The organism is Sphingobium sp. WCS2017Hpa-17 (assembly GCF_031843765.1).
Taxonomy (GTDB): domain Bacteria; phylum Pseudomonadota; class Alphaproteobacteria; order Sphingomonadales; family Sphingomonadaceae; genus Sphingobium.
Genome location: NZ_JAVTIV010000002.1, coordinates 484573 through 502529 on the forward strand (window position 1 = coordinate 484573; position 17957 = coordinate 502529).

At 63.4% G+C, this 17957-nt stretch carries 9 protein-coding genes; 5 read left to right on the plus strand and 4 right to left on the minus strand.

Annotated features, from left to right (window positions below; genetic code table 11):
• The first annotated feature begins 7 nt into the window (after nucleotides 1-7).
• Nucleotides 8-1459 carry an NAD(P)(+) transhydrogenase (Re/Si-specific) subunit beta gene (locus RQH62_RS06350; RefSeq protein ID WP_311267902.1) on the plus strand — a complete coding sequence of 484 codons (1452 nt, stop codon included), beginning with the start codon at nucleotides 8-10 and terminating at the stop codon, nucleotides 1457-1459.
• Nucleotides 1460-1537: 78 nt separating this feature from the next.
• Here RQH62_RS06350 and RQH62_RS06355 read toward each other — a convergent pair whose 3' ends face one another.
• A complete protein-coding gene (locus tag RQH62_RS06355) occupies nucleotides 1538-3823 on the minus strand; it encodes a TonB-dependent receptor (protein WP_311267903.1) in 2286 nt (761 codons plus the stop codon).
• Nucleotides 3824-3916: 93 nt separating this feature from the next.
• Between RQH62_RS06355 and RQH62_RS06360 the strand changes: the two genes are divergently transcribed.
• Together RQH62_RS06360 and RQH62_RS06365 are read left to right on the plus strand one after the other, a co-directional pair.
• Entirely contained in the window at nucleotides 3917-4465 is a 549-nt protein-coding gene (locus RQH62_RS06360; protein ID WP_311267904.1) for a hypothetical protein, read from the plus strand.
• 3 nt (nucleotides 4466-4468) lie between these two features.
• Entirely contained in the window at nucleotides 4469-5932 is a 1464-nt protein-coding gene (locus RQH62_RS06365; protein ID WP_311267905.1) for a PepSY-associated TM helix domain-containing protein, read from the plus strand.
• Here RQH62_RS06365 and RQH62_RS06370 read toward each other — a convergent pair.
• Entirely contained in the window at nucleotides 5929-6528 is a 600-nt protein-coding gene (locus RQH62_RS06370) for a TetR/AcrR family transcriptional regulator (RefSeq protein WP_311267906.1), read from the minus strand. The genes RQH62_RS06365 and RQH62_RS06370 overlap by 4 nt on opposite strands.
• A gap of 153 nt (nucleotides 6529-6681) precedes the next feature.
• Between RQH62_RS06370 and RQH62_RS06375 the strand changes: the two genes are divergently transcribed.
• Both RQH62_RS06375 and RQH62_RS06380 read left to right on the plus strand, forming a co-directional pair.
• Nucleotides 6682-10140 (plus strand): acyl-[ACP]--phospholipid O-acyltransferase, encoded by a 3459-nt coding sequence (locus RQH62_RS06375; RefSeq protein ID WP_311267907.1) that lies wholly within the window; start codon nucleotides 6682-6684, stop codon nucleotides 10138-10140.
• 162 nt (nucleotides 10141-10302) lie between these two features.
• Nucleotides 10303-13215, plus strand: coding sequence for a TonB-dependent receptor domain-containing protein (locus RQH62_RS06380; protein ID WP_311267908.1), 2913 nt, complete (start codon nucleotides 10303-10305; stop codon nucleotides 13213-13215).
• A gap of 98 nt (nucleotides 13216-13313) precedes the next feature.
• Here RQH62_RS06380 and RQH62_RS06385 read toward each other — a convergent pair whose 3' ends face one another.
• Both RQH62_RS06385 and RQH62_RS06390 read right to left on the minus strand, forming a co-directional pair.
• A complete protein-coding gene (locus RQH62_RS06385; RefSeq protein WP_311267909.1) occupies nucleotides 13314-16424 on the minus strand; it encodes a glycoside hydrolase family 2 TIM barrel-domain containing protein in 3111 nt (1036 codons plus the stop codon).
• A 19-nt stretch (nucleotides 16425-16443) separates the two neighbouring features.
• Entirely contained in the window at nucleotides 16444-17952 is a 1509-nt protein-coding gene (locus RQH62_RS06390) for a glycoside hydrolase family 27 protein (RefSeq protein WP_311267910.1), read from the minus strand.
• Between the last annotated feature and the right edge of the window lie 5 nt (nucleotides 17953-17957).

A 17957-nucleotide genomic window follows, 5' to 3' on the forward strand; every position in this document is an offset into this window, starting at 1 on the left:
ACGATCCATGTTCGATATCGGTGTGGTATCCGCCGCCTATATTTCCGCTGCGGTTCTTTTCATTCTATCCCTTGGCGGCCTGTCCAATCAGGAAAGCGCCAAGCGCGCCGTATGGTATGGCATAGCCGGCATGGCGCTGGCCGTGGTGGCGACGCTGTTCGGTCCCGGTGCGGCCAATTTGCCGATCGTGGTCGCCACCTTTGCGGTCGCTGCCGTCATCGGCTGGGTCGTGGCGGTGCGCGTCCAGATGACCGAGATGCCGCAACTCGTCGCGGCGCTGCACAGCTTCGTGGGTCTGGCCGCCGTCTTCATCGGCTATAATGCGCATTTCGAACTGGAAACGGTGAATGCGCTCGAGCCTGCGGCGCGGGCGGCATTGACCGGCTTTGCCGGTGTGCTGGCGCACAAAACCCCGGTCGAGATCAACATCCTGAAGGTCGAGGAGTTTCTGGGCATCTTCATCGGCGCGGTGACCTTCACCGGGTCGATCGTCGCCTTTGGCAAGCTGGCGGGAAAGCTGGATGGCAAGGCGAAGAAGCTGCCGGGTGGTCATGTGCTCAACGCCACGGCGGCGATCGCCTCGCTGGTGCTGCTGGTCATGTATGTCGGCAATATCGGGGTCGAGGGTCGCGAACTGACGGTGCTGATCGCCATGTCGGTGCTGGCGCTGTTCATCGGTTTCCATCTGGTGATGGGCATCGGCGGCGCGGACATGCCCGTCGTCGTGTCGATGCTGAACAGCTATTCGGGCTGGGCGGCCGCCGCGATCGGCTTCACGCTGGGCAATGACCTGTTGATCGTGACCGGGGCGCTGGTCGGTTCCTCGGGCGCGATCCTCAGCTACATCATGTGCAAGGCGATGAACCGCAGCTTCGTGTCGGTGATCCTAGGCGGCTTTGGCGGCACAAGCGGCCCGGCGGCGGAGATCGAGGGCGAGCAGGTCGCAATCGACGCCGACGGCGTGGCGGCTGCGCTGAACGACGCGGACAGCATCATCATCGTGCCGGGCTATGGCATGGCGGTGGCGCAGGCGCAGCAGGCGGTGAGCGAACTCACCCGCAAGCTGCGCGCGGCGGGCAAGACCGTCCGCTTCGCCATCCACCCGGTCGCGGGGCGTCTGCCCGGCCACATGAACGTGCTGCTGGCCGAGGCCAAGGTGCCCTATGACATCGTGCTGGAAATGGACGAGATCAACGAGGATTTCCCGTCGACCGACGTGGTGATCGTCATCGGTTCCAACGACATCGTCAATCCGGCCGCGCAGGACGATCCCAATTCACCGATCGCCGGCATGCCGGTGCTGGAAGTGTGGAAGGCCAAGCAGGTGTTCGTGTCGAAGCGCGGACAGGGCACGGGCTATTCCGGCATCGAAAATCCGCTCTTCTATAAGGAGAATACGCGGATGTTCTATGGCGACGCCAAGGTCGCGGTGGACAGCCTGCTCGGCAAGATCGGCTGAACGAACGATCTTTTTTGGTCATGAAAAAGGCCCGGCTCTCTATCGGAGAGCCGGGCCTTTTCTTTTGGGGTCAGGCGGTCAGAAGCGCCCTTCGAAACTCAGCCCCAATATGCGCGGTTCGGTGAGCGTGCCGCGCACTCGTCCGTCGAAATCGGTGAAGAACTGGCTGGGCTTCTGCACGTTGAAGACATTGCTGGCGGTCAGGAAAGCGCCGAAATGCTCGCCTTGCCAGCCGATCTTTGCATTGACCAGCGTGCGACCTGGAATGTCGCGAAACGCCTGATCGACGGTGTCCTGATAATAGGCGCTGCGATAATTGGCGTTGAGATTGGCGAACAGGCCGTTGGGATGATGGAATGTCGCGCCACCCGACAGCGTCCAGTGCGGCGCGCGGGCAAATTCATTGCCCTGCGCCGCCGCCGAGAGCGATCCGATGGTGACGTTGAATTCCTGGAACTTGGTATTGCTGTAGCCGGCGCCGGCATAGAGGTTGAGCGTCTGGGTGGGCCGGCCGCTCAGTTCGACCTCGGCACCGTAGAGGCGCGACTTGCCGGCATTGACGACCTGCGTGTCGAACACCGCGCCGGGGGTCAGCTGGACCGACACCTGCTGGTCCTTCCAGTCGATCCAATAGGCATTGGCGTTGAGTGTCAGGCGGCGGTTGAACCATTCGGACCGCAGGGCAAATTCATAGTTCCAGGTATATTCCGGATCGAAATCATAGGTTTGCGCACGCTGCTGGTTCAGACCCGAACCGCCGGCACGATAGCCGCGCTGGGCGGTGAAGCTGAGCGACACGTTCTGTGCCAGATCATAGGTCAGGCCGATCTTGGGCAACCAGGCGGTGTAGGTGACGGGGCGCACCGGCTCGACGCTGTTGGCGCCCGCCGCCGTCGCCATCAGGATGGCGTTGAGCTGCGTGACGATCGGCGCCAGCGCCGGGATCGGCAGGTTGGCGGGATCGGGCAGCGCCCGGTCGATCACCACCGTCTGGATCGCGCCCCGTTCCTGCGTTTCATGGTCGTAACGCAGGCCGGCATTGATCCGCACGCGATCCGTGACCGGGAAGGTCAGGTCGGCGAAACCGGCATAATTTTCGGTCAGGCGCGGCTGCGACAGGCTGTTGCGGATCGGAACCACACCACCATAGAGGTTGAGCACGGCGTTCACCGTGGCCTGCGGCAAGCCCATCGCCAGCAACTGCCGGTCGACGCCCAGCCGGGTGAGGTTCAGGCTCTGCGTCGCTTCGAACTGATAGCCGCGATTGTCGTCGCGCAGATAATAGCCGCCGATCAGGCCATGAACCCAGCTTTTGTCGATGTTGAAGCGCAACTCCTGCTGGAAGGTCTTGTCCGGATCATAGACGCGGCTGGTCTGGCCCGGCGCCGGCCCGCGATCGGGATCGCCGACCGAGCGGAAGCGGATGTCGCTATAATTGGTGACGGAGGTGAGGCTGAGGCCGCCGCCCAGATCATAGCCGATCTCCACCGTGCCGATGTCGCTCTTCACCGTCTGATCGTCCATGACGTCTTCAGTAGCGATCCGGTCGCGGCCATTATAGGGCGCGTCGAACTCGCTGTAGAACATACCGCGCTGATGCCGGTCGTGCATGAAGGTCGCGACGATGCGCAGGCCGGGCAGGAAGTCGGGCGTCAGCAGCAGCTTGGCCCGGACCGTCTCCGACTCGCGACGATCAGCATCCTTGTGTGTGGTGACATTATGGATCAGCCCATCGGCACGCGAAATCTCGCCCGCCAGGCGGAAGGCGACCTGTCCGTCAACCAGCGGGCCGCCGATCGCGGCGCCGAAGCGGCGCTGGCCATCCTTGTCGGTCATCAACGCGCGGAAGCGGCCGCTCCATTCATAGCTGGGATCGGTGGTGCGGATAATGACCGCCCCGGCCAGCGCATTGCGGCCCTGAACGGTCGATTGCGGTCCACGGAACACTTCCACCTGCGCAATGTCATAAAGGTCGAGCGGCCCGGCTGTTAGCGCCGTGCGCGGCATGACCGCGCCGTCCAGATAGACGCTGGCCAGCGCGCCATCCCCGCCGCCCGATACGCTGAAGGCGTCGATGCCGCGAATAGAAAAGGTGGTCTTGTTGCCGTCTACCGCCAGATTGGGCGTCCGTTCCAATATGTCATAGACGCTGAGCAGATTCTGGTTGCTGATGGATTCGCTCGTCACCACCGCGACGCTGGCTGGGGTTTCCTGCAATGTCCGGTTTGTTTTCTGTCCGGTAACGATGATGTCGCTGTTATCGGCCGATGGTCCGGCCGGATTGGCGTCAGCTGCCGCCTGCGCATAGGCAACAGGTGCCGTGCCGGCGAGTAGCAAGGCGGTGCTGAGAAAACGAAAAAGCATGATGTATCCCCCCACAAGATGAGGCGCCCCTAAGAACATATATGTTGCGAGTCAATAGCACTAGCAATATAGGCGCAACAGGAGGACGGGTAGATGGGGGCGGCTTTTCTGATCGTTGTGGCGCTGATCGCGTCGCTGGCCGGCATATTGCTGTGCTGGCGGGCATGGACGCATCATGTTTTGGGCTGGCGCGTGGGGGCTGGCGCCGTCGCGCTCTGGGGCCTGTCGACCTGGGCCTGGATCGCCGGATTCGGGCCGGAAATCGGCATTGCGCTCGCGCTGGAGACGGCGGCGTTGCTGGCCTTTGCCTTCATCCTTACCCGGATCGAGATACGACCCGCGCAGGCCGTGCGGGATCGGACCGCGCCGCCGTTGCCGCGCCGCCGTTATGGTCGGGGGATTGCGCGGGCGCTGACCGCCGGATTGCTGGGCTTTGCCGCCGCGATTGGTCTGGCGGTGCTGTTCGCCACCCGTGCACCGCTGGCAGAGCAGACGCGCCTCATCCTCGCCGCACTCGCCATGCCATCGCTCTGGTGCGGGGCGATCGCCTGGACGGTTTGCGACCGGCTGCTGCTGCTCCAGATCGGCGTCTTCCTTGGCCTCGCTGCGACCAGCGCAGGCATCACCTTCATCACGGCCTGACCCATGCAGATTCCTAAAAGTCTCACCCGCGCCGCCATGGAGGGCCATGGCCTGCTCGGCGTGCTGTTCGGCGCCATCATCTACGTGCTGTGCCTGACCGGGTCGATCCTGGTGCTGGTGGATCAGATCAGCATCTGGGAACGGCCGGATGCGCCGGCCATCGCCAGCCTGTCGGACGCGGATATCGCGGCCATATCCGTCCGTGCCCTTGTCAAGGCGCAGGCGGCGGGCGTGGCACATGACATCTACATGCAAATGCCCACCGAAGAGCTGCCGCGCATGACCGTCTATGGCTATGGCGAGAAGGGCGAGCATCGGGAATGGAATGTCGATGCATCGGGGCAGCTGGTGCCGCATGCGGAAACGCCCTGGCTGGAATATATGCAGCTGCTGCATTTCAATCTGACCCTGCCGGGGGCGATCGGACGCTATATCGTCGGCATTTTCGGGACCATATTGCTGGCCAGCATCGTCACTGGCCTGCTGGCGCACAGGCGCATCCTGAAAGACGCTTTTCGCCTGCGTTGGGGCGGATCGCGGCGGCTGACCAATGCCGATCTGCATAATCGCGTCGGCGTCTGGGCCTTGCCCTTTCATCTGATCGTGGCGTTGACCGGATCGCTGCTGGGCCTTGCCGGCCTTATCACCATCATTCTGGCCATGGTCGCCTATAAGGGCGATCAGGAAAAGGCTATAGCTTCGCTGCTCGGCCCGCAGGCCGGGACGGATACGCGCGCTGCGCCGCCGCCCGACGTGGCGCGGATGCTGCGCGATATCCAGTTGCGCGCGCCGGGCGCGGCCGTGACCCAGCTGGCGATCGAGCATGCCGGCACCGTCGGGCAACAGGTGCGGATCATGGTAGCGGCGCCGCGCCATCTTGCCCGCAACGAGGCTTTTCTGTTCAGCGCCGATGGCCGCTTCAAATGGCGGGCCGGCCTGACCGACGGCAATGCCGGCATGCGCATCTATGGCATGATCACGCCGCTCCATTACGGCACCTATGGCGGCGTGGCGCTCAAGATCATCTATGCGTTGCTCGGAATGGGATTGACCCTGATCGTCGCGACCGGCGGCAATGTCTGGCTGGCCCGACGCCGCGAGCAGGGGCGGGCGACGCCCCGGCTGGAAGCGCTGTGGGCGGCGATCGTCTGGGGCCAGCCGATCGTCATGGCGGCGGTCGCGCTGCTGCTACTGTTTGCGCCGGTGCCAGCGGTCGCCACCTATTGGTTGCTGACCACGCTATGCTGGATCGCGGCGCTCAGCCTGCGGGCGAAGGCCAGGGTGTCGTTGCGGATCGGGCTGGCGGGAACGATCCTCGCCTTGTTCCTGGCCCATGCGGTGGTGCGGGGTGCGGCCTATTCGATCGTGCTGGCGGTGGACATGGTGGTGGTCCTGATCGCGCTGGTATGGATCGCAAGGAGCATCGGCATGCTGTGGCGCCGGCCGTTGCAGCCGGCCTCCGCCTAGAAGCGTGCCCCTGCCGCGACCAGCGCTTCCTTGACCCGCGCGGTCGCCATGCCGAGCGGGTCAGTCTCGCCAAGCAGGGCGAAGCTGCCGTTGAGCGCGAAGGCGCAATGGCCGTGGACCGTGGCGACCAGCGAGCGGGCGAGGCGCTGGGCTTCACCCAGATGTTCGTCCGGCAGGATCGCTGCGATCTCCCGCACGATCACGTCGGTCAGCGCCCCGCGCCGTTGGGCGAGCGCGTCCGGCATCGCCATGCCGGCCGGCAACCGATGGTCGTAGATCGCCGTCCACAGGTTCATCTGCTCCGATGCGAAGCTGAAATAGCCCGCGACCAGAGTCGCGATGCGATCGGAGGACGGGTCTGCCAGCCTGTTTTCCAGATGCTGCGCCCATTGCTCGAACGTGCGGGTATTGATCGCCGCGACCAGCAGGTCATAGCTACCGAACACATTATAGAGCGTGCCCACGGCATAGCCGATCCGCTTGGCCACTTCGCGCGCGGAGAAGCGGGCGAAGCCGACCTCCGCCATGTGCCGATGGCCTTCCTCCAGAATCAGCGCTTCCAATTCCGCGCGGCTATGATCGGATCGCCTGCCCATGGAAGCCGTGTAGAAATTTAATTATCCACTGTCTAATTTTTTAATTGCTCACCGTTCAATTAATGGATATTCCAACCTGCGACGCGACAATGGGGCGATTAACGGCCCGTCGATATTTGTCGCTTACAGGCACTCCATCAGGGGGTATTGTTCATGTCTGCACCGGATCTGTCGCTGCTGGGAAAACGGCGTTTCGCGCCCTTGTTCGTCGTCCAGTTTCTGGGGGCGTTCAACGATAACCTCCTGAAATTCGCGCTGCTGTTCCTTGCCAATTTCGTGCTGTTCCGCGCGGAGCCGGACAAGGCGGGACTGCTGGCGACGATCGCGACGGGTTTGTTCATCCTGCCCTATTTCCTCTTTTCCGCGCTGGCGGGGCAGATTGCCGACGCCTGGGACAAGGCGAAGCTGGTCCGCGCGGTCAAGACTGCCGAAATTGTCATCATGACGACGGCGCTGATCGGCTTCTGGCTGGAATCGGTGCCGCTGCTGCTGGCCTGCCTCTTCTTCATGGGGCTGCATTCGACTATCTTCGGCCCGGTCAAATTCTCGATCCTGCCACAGCATCTCCAGCCGCAGGAGTTGATGGGCGGCACCGGTTTAGTCGAGGCAGGAACCTTCCTCGCCATTTTGGGTGGCCAGTTGCTGGGCGGAACCCTGACGGGCGCCAAGGCGCCGCTCTGGCTGGCCGATATCGTCGGAACCAGTGCAGCAGGCACCTTGCCGGCATGGATTGCAGGACTGACGGCAGTCTTTGTTGCGCTGCTGGGTTTCAGCGTTAGCCTGGCCGTGCCGCCCGCTCCGCCGATCGCGCAGGGGCTGCGGATCGATCCCAATGTGTTTCGCAGCACATGGCAGATTTTGAAGGCAGCGCGCCATGGCCGTGGCGTGTGGCTGTCCATTCTGGGGATCAGCTGGTTCTTTGCGGTGGGCGCGGTGCTTTTGGCCCAGTTTGCTCCGCTGGTCAGCGGCGTGCTGCAAGCCAGCCAGGATGTCGCGCAATTGTTCCTGCTGGTCTTTTCGATCAGTGTCGCGCTGGGATCACTGCTCGTCAATCGACTGTTGTCGGGTGAAGTCTCCGCCCGCTTCGTGCCGATCTCGGCACTGGCCCTGGCCGGCTTCATGATCGACCTGTGGCTCTCCACCAGCGCCTATGTGCCGGTGACGCCCGATGCCGGCATTGCGGCTTTCATCGAAACGGCCGGAAGCTGGCGTATCCTCATCGACCTGTTCGGCATCGCCTTTGCCGGCGGGATGTTCATCGTGCCGCTCTATGCGATCCTTCAGACCCACGCCCCGCGTGAGGAACGGTCGCGCACCATCGCCGCCAACAATATCCTGAACGCCGCCGTCAGTGTCGCCGTCGTTCTGGTCGTCACGCTGATGCTGGCGCGGGGCGAAAGCGTGCCGGGCGTCATCGGCACGTTGGGCTTTGCCACGCTGACCATCGCGCTCATCTCCTGCTGGCTGCTGCCCGAAACCGTCATCAAGGCGATCGTGCGCGCGACGTTGCGCTTCCTCTATCGCATCGAACTGTCGGGTGAGGAGCATATGCCGCGCGCCGGTACGCCCGCCGTCGTCGTGGTCAACCATGTCTCCTTCCTCGACGGGCTGCTGCTCGCCGCTTTCCTGCCGGGCAAGCCGACCTTCGCGGTCAACACGCAGATCGCCAAAGCCTGGTGGGTGAAGCCCTTCCTGCCGCTGTTCGACGCCTTCCCGGTCGACCCGACCAATCCCATGGCGGCCAAGGCGATGGTGAAGGCCGTGCGCGAAGGGCGGACTTTGGTCATCTTCCCGGAAGGGCGCATCACCGTCACCGGCGCGCTGATGAAGATATTCGATGGCCCTGGCATGGTCGCCGACAAGGCCGACGCGCCGATCATCCCCGTGCGCATCGACGGCGCGCAATATTCGCCCTTTTCCCGCCTGCGCGGCAAGGTGCGGTTGCGCAGCTTCCCGAAGATCAGGCTGACCGTGCTGCCGCCCCGGCGTTTCAGCATTGAGGGCGAGATGACGGCGCGTGCGCGCCGCGCGATCGCTGGCCGTCGTCTCTATGACGAGATGAGCGAGATGATCTTCGCCACTTCGAACACGGATGAGACGTTGTTCGCGGCACTGCTGGAGGCGCGTCATATCAACGGTGGCAAGGCGGCCGTCGTTGAAGACGTCAAGCGTGAGCCGATGAGTTATAATCGGCTCGTCGTCGGCAGTCTGGCGCTCGGCCGTCCTTTGGCGGCGGCGAGCCGTCAGGGGGAGGCGGTCGGTGTGCTGCTGCCCAATGTCTCCGCCGTGGTCGCGACCTTCTTCGCGCTTCAGGCGCATGGCCGGGTGCCGGCGATGCTGAACTACACCGCTGGCCTCACCAATTTGAAGGCCGCCTGCACCGCCGCGCAGATCCGCACCATCGTCACCGCCCGCGCCTTCGTCGATCAGGCGAAGCTGGGCGATATCGTCGTTGCGCTCGAAGCCGAAGGGCTGACCATCCTCTGGCTGGAGGATATCGGCGCAAAGATCAGTACCGGCGCCAAGTTGCGCGCGCTGATTGCCAGTCGCTTCGCCGGCTACAGCCATCGCCGCCTGCGCATCACCCCCGACGCGCCGGCCGTCATCCTCTTCACCAGCGGATCGGAAGGCCTGCCCAAGGGTGTGGTGCTGACCCACCGCAACCTCCTGTCCAACTGTCGTCAACTCGCCGCGCGGATCGACTTCAACAGCGCGGACATGGTGCTGAACGCGCTGCCGGTGTTCCACAGCTTCGGCCTGACCGGCGGCACGCTGCTGCCGATCCTGCACGGGGTGAAGACGTTGCTCTATCCCAGCCCGCTGCATTACCGGATCGTCCCGGCGCTCGCCTATGACAGCAATGCGACGATCCTGTTCGGCACCGACACCTTCCTGTCGGGCTATGCCCGCATGGCGCATGGCTATGACTTCTATTCGCTACGCTACATCTTTGCCGGCGCGGAGCGGGTGCGCGACGAAACGCGCAAGGCCTATGCCGACAAGTTCGGCCTGCGCATCCTGGAAGGCTATGGCGCGACCGAGGCCGGGCCGGTGATCGCGGTCAACACGCCGATGCACTTTCGCGCCGGCACCGTCGGTCGTTTGCTGCCGGGCATAGAGGCGAAGCTGGACGATGTGCCCGGTATTGCCGAGGGCGGCCGCCTGTCGATCCGTGGCCCTAATATCATGGCGGGCTATATGAAGGCCGATGCGCCGGGCGTGCTGCAACCGCCGGAAGAAGGCTGGCACGACAGCGGCGACATCGTCACCATCGACGGCGAAGGTTTCGTGACCATCCGTGGCCGTGCCAAGCGCTTTGCCAAGATCGGCGGCGAAATGGTGTCGCTGCCCGCCGTGGAGGGCTATGCCGCTGCGCTCTGGCCCGATGCGGACCATGCCGTCGTCACCCGCCCCGATGCACGCAAGGGCGAGCAACTGGTGCTGTTTACGACGCGCAAGGGCGCGAAGGCGGCCGACCTCCAGGCCTGGGGCCGCGCCAATGGCATAACCGAACTCGCCATTCCGCGCGATATTCGCGAACTGGACGCGCTGCCGGTGCTGGGCACGGGCAAGCTCGACTATGTCGCGATGGGCAATATAGCCGCTGCCTGACACCCCAATCACATCGTGACGGTCCGGTCTGGCGCCTGCGCGCTGGCCCGGTCCGCCGCTTGATCGGATGGTCCGCATAATATATTTCGTATACAATATTTGACATTGCGCTGTTATTGCCGCAGCATCCCGCCTGCCAAAAAAAGGTCAGGGAGACACAAAATGCGGAATTACCGTGTGAAACTATGCTGCGCGGTGGCTGTCGCCGCGCTGGTGCCGGGGGTGGCGCTGGCGCAGACGGCCCAGGACGGCGATTCGTCCGGCGCATCTGAAATCGTGGTGACGGGCACGCGCATCAAGCGCCCCGATCTGGAAAGCAACAGCCCGCAGACCGTCGTCGGCTCGGAAGAGTTTCGCTATCAGGGGGCGACGACTGTCGAAGGCGTGCTGAACCGCCTGCCGCAATTTACCGCCGACGCGAACGAGAATGTGTCCAACGGGTCGGACGGCACATCCAATATCAACCTGCGTAACCTGGGTTCCAACCGCGTGTTGGTGCTGGTCAATGGCCAGCGCATGTTGCCGCAACAGGCGATCGACCTCAATTTCGTGCCCAGCAGCCTGGTCGAGCGCGTTGACGTCCTGACCGGCGGCGCTTCGGCGGTCTATGGTTCGGACGCATTGTCGGGCGTCGTCAATTTCGTGCTGAAGGACAATCTGGACGGCATCCGCATCGATGCCCAGACCGGCTTCTATCAGCATGACAATAATAATAGCGCGGTGCGCGGCCTGCTGGATGACAAGGGCTATCGCAAGGCCAACGGCTCGGTCATGGACGGCGGCAAGCAGGACATCACTGTGTCGGCGGGCAAGAATTTCGCCGATGGTCGCGGCAATATCACTGCCTATGCCGGCTACCGCCACTACAACCCGGTGCGCCAGTCCACGCGCGACGTATCTTCCTGCGCCCTGCAACAGGCGGACGATGCCGGCACCGCGCTCTTCTGCGGCGGGTCGAGCAATACGCCCTTTGGCACGTTTGTCCCGCTGGAGGGCGCCTATCAGGGGCAGACGCTGACCAATAACAAGGACGGCACCCAGACCTTCGTCCCTTATGACAACAGCTATGCCTATAATTATGCGCCGGACAATTATTTCCAGCGTTCGGACGAACGCATCACGGCGGGCGCCTTCGCCAAGTTCGAACTGAGCAAGGCCGCCGAAGTTTATGGCAGCTTCATGTTCATGCGCGACCATACTTTCTCGCAGGTCGCGCCTTCGGCCATCTTCCTCGGCTCGCCCTTTGCGATTTCGTGCAACAATCCGCTGGCCAGCGCCAGCCAGTTGGAAACGCTGTGCGGCAGCAAGGCGGGGACGGACCAGACGGCCGATGCGCTGGTCGGCTATCGCATGTCGATCGCCCCGCGCCGCGATGACCTGAAGCATACAGACTATCGCTATAGCGCCGGCGTGCGCGGCGATCTGGGCAGTGGCTTCAGCTATGATTTGAACTATCTCTATTCGCTGGTCCGCTTCAAGGAACGCTATCTCAACAATGTCGACGCGGTGAAGGCGCAGCGCGCGCTGGATGTCGTGACCGTCAATGGCGTGCCGACCTGCCGTTCGGTGGTCGATGGCACCGATCCCAACTGTATTCCGGTCAATGTCTTTTCGGCCGGCGGCGTGACCGCCGAACAGGGCGCCTATCTCTTCACGCCCAGCAACACATCGTCGCGCAATTCGCAGCAGGTCTTTTCCGGCACGCTGAGCGGCGACCTAAGCCAGATGGGTATCACCAGCCCCTGGGCCAGCCGGGGCGTCGGCATCGCACTGGGCGCCGAACATCGCCGCGAAACGCTGGCTTTCTTCGCCGACGACATCGCCCAGCAGGGCGGTGCCACCAATGCGGACGGCATCATCAGCGTGACCGAAGGCTATGGCGAAATCGAAATCCCGCTGATTGCGGACATGCCCTTCATCCGTTCGCTGACAATCAATGGAGGCTTGCGCTATTCGTCCTACAGCAACGAACAGAAGTCGACCGGCTTCAAGTCGAAGTTCAATGTCTGGACCTACAAGGGCGAACTGAGCTGGCAGCCGGTCGATGATCTGCGCCTGCGCGCCAGTTACAATCATGCCATCCGCGCGCCCAATATCGGTGAACTCTTCGCGTCGCAGTCGGTCGGTAACGTCGCGGGGCAGGATCCCTGCTCCGGTTCTGACCCGGTCGCATCGGAAGCGACCTGTGCGCTCACCGGCGTTACCGCCGCGCAATATGGTAACATCGTGGAATGTCCGGCGGATACCTGTTCGGCGCTGGGTGGCGGCAACCGCAATCTGCGGCCCGAAACTGCCGACACCATCACGGCAGGCTTTGTGCTGACGCCGCGTGCGCTGCGCAACTTCTCGCTGTCGGTCGACTATTACAAGATCAAGGTGAAGGACTATATCGGCGCGCTCGACGCTTCGCTGATCATCAGCCAGTGCGCGGAGACGGGTGACGCTTATTATTGCGGCCTTTTCAATCGTGATCCGCGCTCGGGCGCGATCTTTGGCCAGAATGGCTATATCGTATCCACCACGCTCAACACCGGTTATCTCAAGACGTCGGGCATCGATATTACCACCGACTACACGTTCGGTATTGGCAAGCTTGGTCGGTTCAACGTCAACATGGTCGGCACCTGGTTGGCCAAGCAGGTGGCGCAGCCGTTGCCGGGACTGGGCAGCTATGACTGCAAGGGGCTGTTCGGTTACACCTGTGGCCAGCCCTCGCCCGAATGGCGCCATGTTGCGCGTTTCACCTGGATGGCACCGAGCGACACGGTGCTTTCGCTGTCCTGGCGTCATATCGGCGGCACCAAGCTGTCTAGCCTGTCGGACAACCCGTCGCTCAGCGGCACGCCCAGCGTCATCAATCGCAAGATCGACGACTATAATTATTTCGATCTGTCGCTGACCCAGTCGATTGGTAAGCAATTGACGCTGCGGGCCGGTGTCAACAATATGTTCGATAAGGATCCGCCGGCGATCGCCGCAGGCATCCTGTCGTCCTTCGGTAACGGCAACACCTATCCGGGGGTCTATGACTCGCTGGGTCGCAACATCTTCATCGGTGCGACGGTGAACTTCTGACAGACCTGCTGGTCGGGGCAAATCCCCGGCCAGCAGACATAAAAAGGCCCGCCTGCATGGTGATGCAGGCGGGCCTTTTTATATGGCGCAGGATAGGATCAGCGCGCCGCGTCGATGGTGAAGCTGTAGGTCAGCGACCGTAGTGGGATGCGGAAATTCATATGCGCCCGTCCGTCCAGATTCCATCCGGTGTCGCCACCCACCCCAGCTTGCGCTGCGTCGATTAGCAGCGTGCCATGGTCGTGCGGGCGGATGTCCGAACTATGTGCCTGCCCCGGCGGCTTCATCGCCAAGTCCGCATAGGGGAAGGCCAGTGCGTTGACCGACAGCGGCTGCGCGCCGGTGATGCGCAACCCGGTGTCGGCGCCGGTCAGCGCGATCCAGCGGACGTCGCTCTTGTTCCCCGATTCCTGCGGGCGGGCATAGTCATGATATTGCTCAGCAACGCTACCGCTCCATTGCGCGATCAGCCCGCTACTCTTGCGATCCGCATAAGTCTCCTGCGGCCCGCGACCATACCAGGCGACCCGGTCCAGCGCCGCCGGCGTGTCGAACGCCAGACCGACACGCAACGGATCGGGCAGCGTGTCGCGGATCGGATCGAAGCGCATCGTCACGCCGACCCGGCCATCGCCGGCCATGGTCCAGCGGGTTTCGACCTTCACCGATCCCACGCCCATGTCATGCCTTACGATGATGGCGTTGCCCGATCGCTCGATCGCCTCGACCCGGCGATGGTCGGAGAAATATTGCCACATGGCATGGCTTTTGGGGATGCCGGCGCCCACATCATTGTCGGTCGGCGCGCGCCAGAAATTGGGCGCTCCGCCGCTGAGCAGCAGGGTGCCGCCGCGCGCATAGCGCCGCACCAGACCGGTTGCACGGTCGATCTCCAGCACAGTGTCGCCAGCGGACAGGCTGAACGTTTCCGCCGTCTCGACCGGTGCGACATCGCCGGCAGATGGCGCAGGCAGGGCAGGGGCATTGAGGGCGAACTGATCCCATCCCATGACATGCCCCGCCGGCAGCATCGGCACGGCGCTTGCCTTGGTTCGCGCGCGCAGTACCAATATCCTCTCGGCCGCCCCACTCTTCGGCGCGGGCAGGGCGAGGGGCAGCGGTGCGCTGCCGCCCGGCGCGACGGCCGGCATGGGCAGGCTGGCGCTGGCGGCGGCGATGCCATCCTCCATCACCGTCCAGTCCAGCGTGAAGCGGGACAGGTCGATATGGTCGTGCCGGTTGAGGATGCGATAGCCGCTGCCATCCGCCACGAAGGCTATGGGCCCCTGTACCTTGGCCAGTTCAAAATATTCAGGGTCGGGCGTGCGGTCGGACTGGATCACGCCGTCGCCCACCGGGCTGTCGTCGCCATGGACACCGGGCGCCTTGGGATCGGGATCATAATCCACCCCCTGCCCCCAATAGGCTCGACCATCCTTGTCATGCAACAGCATGGTCTGGTCGACCCAGTCCCAGACGAAGCCGCCCTGCAATTTGGGATGCGCGCGCATCGCCTGCCAATAGCCCTCCAGATCGCCCAGGCTGTTGCCCATCGCATGCGCATATTCGCACAGGATCAGTGGCTGTTTGAAGGCGGGATCGCGCGCATAGTCGATCATCTTGGGCACATCGTCATACATGGGCGCGAAGATGTCGACATAGGCGTTCACGGGATGACGCCAGCCGCTCATGCTCCAGCCGAGAAAGCTGACGAGGCGCGTCGGATCTTCCTGCTTCACCCATTTGGCCGCCGCTTCGAAACTGTCGCCGATCCCGGTTTCATTGCCGAGCGACCAGAAGATGACGGACGGATGATTGCGGTCCCGCTGTACCATGCGCTGCACCCGGTCCAGATGCGCGGCGCGCCATGCGGGATCATTGCCCAGCAGCACGGAGGGATCGTTGTTCCGTTCCTGAGACAGGCTGAGATAGCCGTGGCTCTCGATATTGGCTTCATCCATGATGTAGAGGCCATATTCGTCGGCCAGATCATACCAGCGCGGATCGTTGGGATAATGGGATGTGCGCACCGCGTTGACATTCGCGGCCTTCATCAGGGCGATATCCTTGCGCATCGTCGCTTCGGAGACGATACGAAAGGTCTTGGGGTCATGTTCGTGCCGGTTGACGCCGCGGATCATGATCCGCTTGCCGTTTACCCGCACCTCGCCGCCGGCAATCTCCACCGTGCGGAATCCGATCCGCCGGCTGGTCGCCTCGACCAGTCTGCCCTTGTCGTCCAGCAGTTCGACCAGCAACGTGTAGAGGTTGGGCGTTTCGGCGGTCCATGGTTTCACGCCCGGCAGGCTGGCGTCCATCCTGACTGCGCCGCTGCCCGTCGCCTCGCGTACCAGCAGGCTCTTCCCGTCCTCCAGCAAGGTGGCCCGCACCCGCATGGCCGCCGGATTGCCGCCGATCGCGATCGTCAGCCCCAGCCGCCCGTCGCGATAGTCATGCTCCAGCCCGGCATCGACGGTCAGATCGCTGATATGGGTCGGCGGCGCGGCGTAGAGGCTGATGCTGCGCTCTATGCCATTGACCCGCCAGAAATCCTGATCCTCCAGATAGCTGCCGTCGGCAAAGCGATAAAGTTCGATCGCCACGATGTTGCGACCCGGTTTGGCGTAGCGGCTGATATCGAATTCAGCCGGTAGCTTGGAGTCCTCCGAATAGCCGACCCGCTGCCCATTGACCCAGAGATAATAGGCTGCGCCGGCCGCGCCCACGGTCAGCAGCATCCGGCGTCCGGCGAAATGGGCCGGGATCGTCAGTTCGCGCCGATAGGAGCCGACCTCGTTCAGGTCATGCGCGATCTTGGGCTGGTCGCGGGGGAAGGGGTAGCCGCTGCCGACGAACACCGGTCGGCCATGTCCCTCTGCCTGCCAGATGCCGGGTACCTTGATCGTGCCCCACTGGCTCGCATCGAAGTCGGGACGGTAGAAGTCGACTGGCCGGCTTTCCGGATTGGGCGACAGATGAAACTGCCAGTCCCCATCCAGCGAGAGATGATAGCGCGACCGCGCCACATCGCGCGACAGGGCGCCCGCGCGCGTTTCGAACCCGTCGAAAGTCGCATGCATCGGTTCGGCGCCCTGCCGGATCACCTCCGGCTGTTCCCATTCGGGCGGGCTGGTCTGTGCCGCAGCGGGAGAGAGCATAAGGCCGGCGATCAGCGCGCCGGTCGCGCTGGAGTGCATCCACATGCGCATCAGTCTCTCCCCCTTGCTCTTACTGTCCCTTGACCACGACCAGCACTGCGCCACGCGCCGGCACGGCATAGCTGGTGGGCAGGGCGGTCGCCGTCGCGCCGGACCATTGGTCCTCGACCTGCGTGATCGAGGACAGGCCGGCATCCGCCGCCGTCACGGCCATGGTGGCAGCTTCGGTACTGCGATTGAACAGCGCCAGCGCCACGCGCCCGTCCGCCAGAGGCTTGGCCCACACTTCCAGCGGGCCTTGCTTGCGCACGGCCTTGCCCTGCACCCCACGCGCATCCTGGTCGATCGCGATGACCCGGCGGTTGGTCAGCATCGCCAGCGTCGCCGCATCCGTCTCGCGCAGGTCATGGCCCATCATCAGCGGCGCGGCCGACATCGCCCACAGCGTCATATGGGTGCGATATTCGTCCGCGCTCATCCCACCATTGCCGATTTCCAGCATGTCGGGATCGTTCCAGCCGTGCGGTCCGGCATAGGCAGCGTTGCCATTCTTGTCGAAACCGATCTTGGCCATCGTTTCATAATCGTCGGTAATGTCGCCGGTGGTGCGCCATAATTGTCCACCGACATCGCGGCCCCAGCTGCCGACGTCGAAACGACCATATTCACACAGCGAATAGATCATCTCCCGCCCGGTCGCCTGCAAGGCCGCGCCCATTTCATGATAGCTGCGCTTGACCGTATCGGCGTCGGCATAGAACCATTCGCCCGAACAAAGATCATATTTCAGATAGTCGAAGCCCCAGTCGGCAAAGCTCTTGGCATCCTGCGCGACATGGCCGTAGCTGCCCTCATAGCCGGCGCAGGTGCGCGGCCCCTGCGAGCTGTAGATGCCGATCTTCAGCCCCTTTGCGTGGACATAGTCGGTCAGCGCCTTCATGTCCGGGAACTTCTCGTTCGGCTGCAACACGCCGCTGGCGTCGCGCTTCCCCTGCCAGCCATCGTCGATGTTGATGTAGGTGTAGCCCGCGTCGCGCAGGCCGCTCGACACCATAGCATCGGCCATGGCGCGGACCGTCTTGTCATCGATATGTTCGGCGAACTTGTTCCAACTGCTCCAGCCCATCGGCGGCGTCGCGGCCAGTTTGCTGGGGATGGGCTGGCCCAGCGGCGGCAGCGCGGTGAAGCGGAAGGCGCGCGCCCTGGCATCCTTGGCCGTGCCGCGATAGCCGTCGATCGCGATCGCGCTTTCCCATATCTGCCCTTCCAGATGCGGCTTCCCGTCCTTCAGGCTGACGCTCCATTTGCGGGTCAGATGGTCGCGATCGTTGATGTTGCGCGCTTCGAACAGCAGCTTTCCATCCTCGATACGCGGGTTCATCATCTCGACCGGGCCGTACCAGAGCGTCGTGACGCGGCCCTCGATCTTCGCACCCTTGCTTTTCACCTCCATCATGGTGACGCCGGGCGTGGGCGGTGCCTTGTCGAACAGCCAGACGCCGTCGAAGGCGGTTTTGGCGGCGGCGGGCATGGTCAGGCTGGCGGTAGCGAAAAGGGCAGCAAAAAGGGCGCGCGTCATCGCGA